7 protein-coding genes and 5 pseudogenes are annotated in these 9,484 nt (G+C 68.0%); 7 read left to right on the top strand and 5 right to left on the bottom strand.

The window, feature by feature from the left end; all coding sequences use genetic code 11:
* The 3 genes and pseudogenes from CA983_RS35090 to CA983_RS35100 all read left to right on the top strand — a co-directional run.
* Positions 1-772: ABC transporter ATP-binding protein (locus CA983_RS35090; RefSeq protein WP_143645632.1), on the top strand; the 772-nt coding region annotated here is incomplete at its 5' end.
* 121 nt (positions 773-893) lie between these two features.
* Entirely contained in the window at positions 894-1,676 is a 783-nt protein-coding gene (locus tag CA983_RS35095; RefSeq protein WP_086604792.1) for a phosphotransferase enzyme family protein, read from the top strand.
* Positions 1,677-1,821: 145 nt separating this feature from the next.
* Positions 1,822-2,505 (top strand): annotated as a pseudogene (locus CA983_RS35100) (transposase); the annotation flags it as partial.
* Here the strand turns inward: CA983_RS35100 and CA983_RS49010 are convergent.
* Positions 2,497-2,953 (bottom strand): annotated as a pseudogene (locus CA983_RS49010) (transposase); the annotation flags it as partial. The pseudogenes CA983_RS35100 and CA983_RS49010 overlap by 9 nt on opposite strands.
* A 225-nt stretch (positions 2,954-3,178) precedes the next feature.
* Between CA983_RS49010 and CA983_RS35110 the strand changes: the two are divergent.
* From CA983_RS35110 to CA983_RS48450, 4 genes and pseudogenes are all read left to right on the top strand, one after another.
* A complete protein-coding gene (locus CA983_RS35110; protein WP_086604793.1) occupies positions 3,179-3,361 on the top strand; it encodes a hypothetical protein in 183 nt (60 codons plus the stop codon).
* A 106-nt stretch (positions 3,362-3,467) separates the two neighbouring features.
* Positions 3,468-4,076: a hypothetical protein gene (locus CA983_RS35115; protein WP_244207228.1), complete on the top strand. Its 609-nt coding sequence runs from the start codon at positions 3,468-3,470 to the stop codon at positions 4,074-4,076.
* A 29-nt stretch (positions 4,077-4,105) separates the two neighbouring features.
* Entirely contained in the window at positions 4,106-5,038 is a 933-nt protein-coding gene (locus CA983_RS35120; protein WP_244207229.1) for a DUF6895 family protein, read from the top strand.
* A pseudogene (locus CA983_RS48450) lies at positions 5,035-5,464 on the top strand (DUF6895 family protein); the annotation flags it as partial. The gene CA983_RS35120 and the pseudogene CA983_RS48450, both read left to right, overlap by 4 nt.
* Before the next feature lie 96 nt (positions 5,465-5,560).
* On the opposite strand, the pseudogene CA983_RS45485 reads toward CA983_RS48450, so the two are convergent.
* The 4 genes and pseudogenes from CA983_RS45485 to CA983_RS35135 form a co-directional block, all read right to left on the bottom strand.
* Positions 5,561-5,770: pseudogene (locus tag CA983_RS45485) on the bottom strand (aldehyde dehydrogenase family protein); the annotation flags it as partial.
* 745 nt (positions 5,771-6,515) lie between these two features.
* Positions 6,516-7,364: a TRADD-N-associated membrane domain-containing protein gene (locus CA983_RS45960; protein WP_143645633.1), complete on the bottom strand. Its 849-nt coding sequence runs from the start codon at positions 7,362-7,364 to the stop codon at positions 6,516-6,518.
* 710 nt (positions 7,365-8,074) lie between these two features.
* Positions 8,075-8,199, bottom strand: a pseudogene (locus CA983_RS49720) (RidA family protein); the annotation flags it as partial.
* A 7-nt stretch (positions 8,200-8,206) separates the two neighbouring features.
* A partial coding sequence (locus tag CA983_RS35135; RefSeq protein ID WP_425276496.1) for a tetratricopeptide repeat protein occupies positions 8,207-9,484 on the bottom strand: 1,278 nt, incomplete at its 5' end.

A 9,484-nucleotide genomic window follows, 5' to 3' on the forward strand; every position in this document is an offset into this window, starting at 1 on the left:
CACACCCACCGACCCGGTAACCCCGATCCTGGAGTTCCGCAATGTGCGCTTCCGCTACCGCAAGCGGCCGGTGCTGCGCGGGGTGTCGTTCACCGTGCCCCCGCACTCGCTCGTCGCCCTGGTCGGCAAGTCCGGGGCGGGCAAATCCACCCTGTTCGCCCTGGCCGAACGCTTCTACGACCCCCAAGCCGGCACGATCCTGCTACACGGCCGCAACACCACCGAACTCAGCCGCGACCACTGCCGCGCCCAACTGGCCCTAGTGGAACAAGACGCCCCCATCCTGCACGGCACCGTGCGCGACAACCTCACCTACGCCGCCCCCGACGCCACCGCACACGACATCGACCGGGTCGTGGGACTGGTCCAGCTCACCGACCTGATCGACCGCCTCCCGGGCGGGCTCGACAGCGACGTCGGCGACCGCGGCACAAGGCTGTCCGGCGGCGAACGCCAACGCATCGCGCTGGCCCGCGCCCTGCTCACCCGCCCCTCCCTGCTGCTGCTGGACGAGCCCACCGCCCAACTCGACGCGATCAACGAAGCCGCCCTCACCGAAACTCTGGACAGCATCACGGCCCAGTGCAGCGTGCTGGTGATCGCCCACCGGCTGACCACCATCAAAAACGCCGACCGAGTCGTCCTGCTGGATGCCGGCCGGGTCACCGCCCAAGGCACCCCAGCCGACCTGCTCAAAACCAGCCGACTGTACCGGCGCCTCGCCAGCCTGCAACTGACTCCCCCGACACCGCAGCAGTCATCACCCTTGTGACATCGAAATCATGCGCGAAGGTTCAGGACAGGCACTGACCTTGTTCTTTAACCTCCGTCCCTACTCTGACGCTCCCCCTTAATGGGGTGATCATGACGAGCTGATCCGACACACTGGTTCGATGCGGCACGATGATGAACAGCCTTTGTCCGGTGGCAACGTCAGTGATGGTGTCGTTCGCGTCGGGGACACCGTTCGCCGTCCGGCCGGACCATGGACTCCCGCTGTGCATGCCCTGCTTGCCCACCTGCACGAGGTGGGATTCGGCGCGGCGCCTCGTCCGCTCGGCATTGACGATCAGGGGCGTGAGGTCCTGACCTTCATGCCAGGAGATGTGGTCTGGCCCGACCGGTTCTCGCTGATGGAACCCGCTCGACAACTGGCTCGCGTGGCACGGCTGATCCGGGACTTCCACGACGCCGTGCAGGACTTCACGGCGCCCTCCGATGCGCGGTGGCAGGCGCTGATCCCCGCTGAGGGCAGTGACATCATCGCCCATAACGACCTGGCCCCCTGGAACCTCGTGGTCGCAGACGAGGTGCGGTGGGCCTTCATCGACTGGGACGCTGCAGGTCCCGGCTCGCGCATGTGGGATGTCGCATACGCCATTCACGGGTTCATCCCGCTGTCCGCGCATCCGGACTGGCAGAGCCCGGACGCGGCGGACCGACTGCGAGTCTTCGCCGACGCCTACGGTCTGGCTGAGTCCGAGCGTCGTCGGTTGGTCCCTGTGCTGGGGCGCCGTACGCGTTCCATGCACGACTTCCTGCGCGACCAGGCAGCCCAGGGAGCCCAGCCCTGGGCAAGGCTGTGGGCTGAAGGCCATGGCGACGCTTGGCGAAACGACGCCGAATACATCGAGCAACGCGAAGACCAGTGGATGCAGGCTCTGCTCGCTGGCTGATGCATCAGTGCCCGTGCCTGGCTCCTGGCATCGAACGACATCTCGAACTGGATCACTCATCTGGGCATTCGCCGGACATTGAAGCGGCCTTCGCCTGATCATGTGCTCCGACCAAGGTGCACCGATCAAGACGAAGGCCGTGAGGGTGAGTCTGCTGCCTGCCACCGGTCCCGGGGAGGCGTTCGCGCAAGCGTCACGCTTCCGGGAGAACCTATCCGACTGCCTGACCGCGCGCGGGGACGAACTGTTCGACCTCGTGGACGCGTTGTTGTGCGCGGACGGTCCGGTGACCTCGCCGGTGGACCTGACGCTGGTGGCCGAGCACCGGCGCGGGCACGGCGCTATGTATGAGGCGTTGAACTGCGGGAGTGTGGACGTGCCCCGGCTGCGGCAGGTGCTGGCCGGTCTGCCGATGCCGCGGGCTGCCGACGGCCGCCTGGTCCTGGCGGTCGACGTCAGCAACTGGCTCCGCCCCGACGCGCCGACCAGCGCGGACCGCCTGTTCTGCCACGTCTACGGCCGCAGCGGACGCTCCTCGGACCAGTTCATCCCCGGCTGGCCGTACTCCTTCGTCGCCGCCCTCGAATCGGGCCGCACATCCTGGTGCCAGCTCCTGGACGCCGTGCGTCTCGGACCCGAGGACGACGTCGCCGAGGTCACTGCCGCCCAGCTCCGCCGGGTGGTCGAGGACCTGATCGAGATGGGCCGCTGGCACTTGGGCGACCGCGACATCCTCATCGTCTTCGACGCCGGCTACGACGCCCCGCGCATGGCCCACCTCCTGACCGGCCTCCCGGTCGAGGTACTGGGACGGATACGCTCCGACCGCTGGGGTGCGCAGCTTCGGACGGGTCCACCCGAGGGTCTGTTTCATCAGCCTGAAGAGGTGCTCGATGTCGAACCTCCTCAGGAACGCCTGCCAGCGCACGTCGGCGTCCTCGCTGTTCAGGCCGGTGGCGGACGACCAGAGCCAGAGCGGGAGCGGGTCGCCTCCGCCGGGCAGGCGGTCGACCTGGAGGCGGATCAGCGTGCCTTCGATGATGGGGAGTTCGCCGGTGTGGTCGATCCATGCGGAGCGGGTGGTCAGGCGGGGGTGGATGCGGTCCCAGGCCATCGCGCGGGCGGTGCCGTACCGGTCGGTGACCTGCACGGTTGCCGCGTCCGGCTCGCCCCAGGTCTCCGGCTTGGCGAAGCGGAACTCCTTGCCGTGCTTCGGCGGTCGCCCGCCCTGGGGATAGGCCCTCCTTGAGCGAGGGCGTCGGCCGTCGCATGAGGCCCGAGCAGCGCAAAAACCCAGACCTGACATGCCGTCAATGGCACCCACCCACCGACACCAACCCGGCACATCGCACGGAAGGCCCCATCCTCGCTCGGTCCTCTATCGATCCCGCAGAGCTGATTTGTGCCCGAAAGGTTGAATTTTTACCATTTGCGGCCTGCGGCGGGTTGCGGTCCACTGGAAGTGGAATCAGACACTCCTTTTCGCGTGAGGAGATGGCGGCATGACATCGACCGAGCGGGAGCTGCAGGACCGGACCACGGTTCGGGACGACATCGAAGCAGCCCTCAACCCGGATGAAGCCGAGGGCTTCTACCGTGACCCCCGTGAATGCCAGGGCCTCGGAGTGCTGGCCCCAGACCTCCTGCTGATATCACCTCCGACATCACGGCCGAAGAAGGGTTGAAGGACAACTCGATGGAGCAGTCCGGCACCTCGAGCCCTTTTGACGGGCGCGGTACGGGAGCTCGCTACCCAGGTGGTCTCTGTTCTCACGAGTGGGGACCACTCGAATGTCCGCCGGTACGGCGGTCACCATCGGGGACGACGACATCGGTCTGGCCGCCGTGCGCGTCGTGGGAGCTGACGTCCTGCTGCCGAGCGTCCTTTACCGTAGCCCTCCCTCCCCTGTCGACGTGGCGGTGTTCGAGAAGGCGGTGCTGGCGTACCCTCCCGGGCCCGGTGCCTCGGCCACGTCGCGCTGGAGCCACTGGGCCATGACCAGCATCCTGCGCGACCTGGGCGCTTCAATCGCCGTGTGCTCCGCCGACGCGGCCGAGCCCGATGACGCCATGTGGCTGAACCACCTCCCGTGGCAGTCCCTGACGCACCAACTGGCGCTCCTGGCCCCGCTCGCGGTGCCCACGGCCGACAGCTCGGTTGCCTGGGTGGCCGGGGCTCGCGCCGTCGACGTCGCCCGTGGTTTCGTACGCGCCGTACGACGCCGCGACTGGCTCCAGGCGGCAGAGGCCGGCCGCTGGCTAGCCGTGCACGACGACGTACCTGACACACTGGGCCTGGACGCCGGGCTGGAATTCGTGGCGCACATGGGCTGCGACGACCCGCGCGTGACGCTCCACCTGCACGCTGCGCGCCTCCTGCGGGCCGGAGCCGTGCTGTGACGGCTCAGACCGCGATGAGGGCGAGAGCCGTGCGTGGGGTGGCCGAGTCCGCCATGGGCTGGTTGTCCGCGAACCGTGCTGGTTTCGCCCTCGGTGACGACGCGCTGGAACCGGACACCGAAGTCAAGAGTTCCTGGAAGCCGCTGGGCGAACTGGCCCAAATCTGCGTCTGCGTCCGCCGCCACAGCCGTCCCGGGAGCATCCTGTACGACACCGCATCCGACCTGCTGGACCACGCCTGGCGCGAGACCTGCCGCGGGGAACTCTTCCTCGACCTGCAACGTCTCGAACCCAGTGCGACGTACCCCTTGGAGTTGTACGCCGCGTTCGCCTCCGGCGGCCTGCGCCACCGCGCGTACGAGGACTTCGTCGCCGCTGTCGTTCGCACGCGCAGCTGGCGGACGACGGAACTGCTGCCGAACCGGCTGCTCAGCATCCTCAACTCAGAGCGCCGCTCCGGGCTCACCCCCCACGCGGCGGTCTCCGCCGTACTGCGGCGCACCTGGCTGGGCGGCCTCCCCGAGCCGTGGCTGTTCGAGCGAACCGCCGGATACACGCTCACGCATGTCATGTTTCACCTCACGGACTGGGGCCACGACGTACAGACCGTTCCGTCCGACATCGCGGCCTACCTGGATACCTGGCTCCCGCCCTGGCTCGACAACTGCGTGGAGATGCAGAACTGGGACCTGTGCTGCGAGCTGCTCGCCGTCGCGGCCAGCCTGCCCCAGCCCCTCGCACTGGAGCTGACCGGGGACGCTTGGGCGGCGGTCGCGCAGGCGCAGGACGACATGGGCGCCCTGACGGTGATGGGACGCGGCCCGCGCGGTGAGGAGGTCCCGCGGGTCTTCGCCAACTGCTACCACTCCACACTCGTGGCTGCGTTCGCCGCCACCCTGACCGCCGCCCGCCGCTCCGGCGACCGGGACACCGACGACACCCGCCGAGGAGTGCCGGCATGACATCCGCCAGTACCCGCCTCATCCATACCGTCGGCGTGGGTGCCGTCCAGTGGTTGTACGCGCACCGCGACGGGTTCCGGCTGGAACCGGACATCGACCCGGAGATCGGCTTCCTGGAGCGTTTCAAGCCGGTCGGTGAATGGCCGTCATGTGCAAGGTCCTGGCCCGTGAAGGAGTGGCCGGCTCCCGCCAGGCCGACCTCGCCCGCAAACTGCTCGACCACGCCTGGCACGAGGTCCTGGACGGCGGCCGGGCGCTGGTACGCGGTCAGCACATCGAACCGCGCCCCCCGTTCCCTTCGAGGTGTACGTCCCGTTCCGGGAGCTCGGCTACAGCCAGCCGGAGCTGGAGCGGGCGATCCACATCAACCAGCGGCTCACCGGCTGGGCGGCCATTGAGGTGCAGCCCGTCCGGCGCCTGGGACTGAGAGGTCGTTTTCGCCTGATGTTTCATCCCGGAATCTGATAGTTGGTCTGTGATGTCGGGATGAAACATCAGGCGAAAACGACCTCTGAACGGACCCAGAGCGTTTGCGCGCTCCTGTGGAGACATGCGGGGCCAGGGGCCATCGTCGAAGGCCCCGCGCGTCGCGCATACTGCTCGGTCGATATCGGCAGGCGTCGATGAGGGAGCGGTACCGAGCCGCTCCTCCGTGACCGGAGAGATGACCTCGATCACGTCCTCCGACGCAGGCGCGATCATGTCCCCGCCAATGAACAGCCGGTCCTGCATTGTGCGGCTGGTCACGGCCGCTCCTTTCGCCGTGCTGCCGCCGGTGACCGACGCCGAGCCGTCACCGCGTGATATCTGCCAACAGCCGACCACGACGGAGCCTCGGCCACGTGCGGGCTTCCACCAGACGGAGGACCGATGCCGTGGCGCCCCGCGAGCGCAGCAACGCGCCCACGCCTGGGTCGAAGCCGACGGCCAACCGATCGGAGATCCTCACCCGGCCGGCTACTACACGCCCACCATGACCGTAGGCCCACCGAACCCGTGAGGTGCCTAACGGGCGCTTGCGCGGCGGGGAGTCACCTGCGTGGCGGTCCACGCCGGACCAGCAGGCCAGCACGCCATGAGTGGCCCCCTCTCGTGGCGCCGGAGAAGGACGAGAGTGGCCAGCTGTCGATCTACGAACGCCAGCGGGCGCTGGCCCGCTGCCTCGGCCGCTGCGAGCAGATGAGCAACATCGTCCAGGTGTCGCCAACCTGCTCTCCCATCAGCAGACCGCGGACCTGATCCCGACACGGCACATGTGACCACCGAGCCACGCCGGCGTCCTCGACGCCTCACCACCAACCATGCAACGAGCTCGAGCCACTTCTTGGACGCCCTACGGCCCAAGTTGCCCTGCGAGCGCACGGTGATCGAAAAACTGGGCGTCGGCCGGACGGCGCTGCAGATGATGTCGAAGCAGCGTGCAGTTCTCCGTAAGTCGACGTGCGGAGCTGCGCCCCAGACGCGAGGTCATGTCGCTCTACTGCGGCTGGTGTCCTGGTACCGAACCGGGTACCGGGACAGCAGCGGGCGGTGTGACCATGGCCTGGACCAAGGAGGTCAACACCTGCGCACGCTGTTCCGGCGTCAGCCTCGCCTCCGCGACCAGGCGCTCCGCGGCAAGGTACCGCGAGAACTCAAGGGGTTGATCAAAGTAAGCGCGGAGGTGGGCAGCCGCTGTCTCCTGGGACTTCACAAAGGTGCGGCTGACGAACCCGGCCAGTGCCGCTGATATGGCGCCGAGGCCGCCGGCGACGACACTTCCTGCTGTTGTGCTCGCCTCAAGGGCCATCAGCACGAAGACGACGAGCAGCACGAACCCCCAGGTCATCGCAAGCTGCGCGTTACGAAACGACTTTTGAGCCTGGCTGGTGGCAATGTCCTGATAAAGATCAAGCCGCCTGTGTGTCACGGCCCACAACTCAGGCAGAGTAAGCCGAGCAACCCCCGCTGTGCTCTCCGGACGCTGCGGCAAAGGCTCTTCACTGTCTGCCTGCTCTACTTCCACCGGCCGTACTTGTGTGTGGGCTCCCAGCTGGCTCTGGGCGACTCGAAGCGCTGCTTCCAGAGCGCGCTCAGCAGCCCGGACTTGCTCCCGACTTCGCGTAATGGCGTGCGTCTCGCGGCCCGCCACTCGGTTGACCGCTCCGGCAGACACCAGAATGATCGCTAAGAAGACAACGACAAGGTAATCTGACAGGTCGAAACGCGGGTTGACCAGCTGGGCAACAAGCGGAACTGCGGCCCCGACAGCCACGGCTGCCAACGCCAGCAACCACGCTGGGATCGTACGCCGCCCACGGCGCTCGAAGGGCTCGTTTCCTGTCATAAGGAAAAGCTTGATGATCCGGCGATCATTCTGCCACCCGTGCCAGACAAACAACCGTGCCCAGGCACATGGCTGACCTCCCTCCATTCGACACGTCCGACGCCCGCCCGCGTCCGGGCCACGCCCGCATATGCGGGGCACCGTGGTCCTACCAGAGCGGCGACGCGGGCTGCCAGGCGCGCACAACGCTTCTAACTGTGCTGAGCATCCTCCAGCACCCGTGCCCAGTTCTCCTCGAAGGCCGGTACCCACGTGCTGGCGCGGTTGCATTCGCGGAGTTTTGCGAGCAGCGGCCGGATCTCGCTTGGCCCGGGTGATGTTGGATCGGTCCAGCGCCGCCTGCCGTGCCAACTGCTCTTCACTGTCTCCCAGCTGCTCATCCGACCTGCAGCAATCTCGGGGAGGACGCCGCGGGCGACATCACCGCAACAGCGGTGTTGCGCAGTTACGGGCATCAATATTCTCCTGCTCCACTCAGAAGGGAGAAGGTGGCATGGACACGTCGGGACGGACCAGGAGAGAGGAACCGCCGGCGCTGCGGCGAACGGCTGAGGCCGGCGGCACAGGCCGGGGCCATGTTCTGCCTCGCCGGCGTGTCTGCCCACCCCGGCACGACGTTGGACGCCTCCTGGCCACCGGCAAGGCCTACGCCCGCCCGACCCATCACAGGGGCGCCAGGACGCGTCACACGGCCCCGCCGGAGCACAGCCAGGCAGAGCTGCCGTGAGATCTACCTCAGCGAACTGCCCGCCGAAACCGACCTGCGCGACTCCCAGCAACGGGCTGGCGGTGGTGAACGCCGGCCAATGACCGAGTTGGTAAGCCGCCGCCACGCAAAGGGGTCAGGACGCTGGTGTCATCACCGCGCCCGTGTGTTGCGTGGTCGGCGCGGGGGTCAGGAGGAGATCTTCGTAGGTGTGGTGGTGGCGGGTGGTGCGGCGGTGATGAAGGAGGTGGGCGGCGCGCTGGGGTTGTCCGGCGTCGATGAGGGCACGGGCGAGGGTGTCTTTGATGATTTCGCGTTCCACGCGGACCCCGCCGATGCGTTCGGTTTCCTCACCGAGGACGGTCAGGAGATCGACGGCTTTGCCGGGGCGGCCGGCAGTGAGGTGGGCCAGGGCGTGGGCGACGGGGGCGAGGACCTCGGCGTAGTCCGGGCGGGTGTCGCTCTCGGCGCGTTCAGCGAGCGCGGTAAGGCCGTCGGTGTCGGCGCCGACCGCCAGAGCCAGGGCGAGCTGGAAGGTGTGGAACACCTCCGCCCAGCCTCCGGGTTCGGCCAGCAGCCGGTGGGCGTGCTGGAGTTCGGTGGTGCGGGCGGGGGCTTGTCCGGCCAGCAGGAGCCGCCAGTTCGTGGCCGACCGCATGCCGACATCCCCGTGGTGCAGCTCGGTGTCGGCGCGGCGCCGGGCGTCATCGAAGTCACCTGCGGCGATCGACTGCAGCGCGGCGTGCCATTGCAGATGGCGGCGCTGCAGTGCGGCCGGGTCGGCGGCCAGCCAAGCATCGATGAAGGCCCTGCCCTTAAGGCCGGCGCCGTGTTCGTGTTCGGCATGGGCCCGGGCGTGCGCCGCCGGCCCTGAACGCGCGTTGAGTTTCAAGGCGTGCTCGGCCAGCTCCCAGGCTTCGTCCGAGCGGCCTTGTTCGGCACGCGCCGCGGCCAGCCACGAGGTCCACGGCCACGACTGCGCGCCCACGCGTCGCCACTGCTTTTCGATCAGTGCCTGACCGTGCTCCCGGTAGTCCAACGGGCCGGCCAGATCAAAGGCGCCCAGCATGCTCCCGGCCACCTCATCGGCCGGCCACTGCGCGAAGTGCACCACCAGATGGTCGGCCGTGGCCTGGTAATGCCGATGGGTGAACAGGTAGATCCCGTAGACCAGGGACTGCTCGCGTGCCCCGGCCGCCTGCGCTAGCGCATAGGCGGCCACCAGCTCACGACGCAGCGTGGCATCGTCCAGGACCTCGTTGTCCGCCAAGACCGACAAGGCACGGGCCACACCACACTCCGGGCGCCTCTTCGCGAGCTCCCGCAGCCCCTCAGCCGCGCGACCGCTCATCGCCAGCCACCCGGCCACCGCCGCATCATCCACCGTCAACCCCGACACCACACCCCACCACCC

The sequence above is a fragment of the Streptomyces swartbergensis genome (assembly GCF_002148965.1).
Taxonomy (GTDB): domain Bacteria; phylum Actinomycetota; class Actinomycetes; order Streptomycetales; family Streptomycetaceae; genus Streptomyces; species Streptomyces swartbergensis.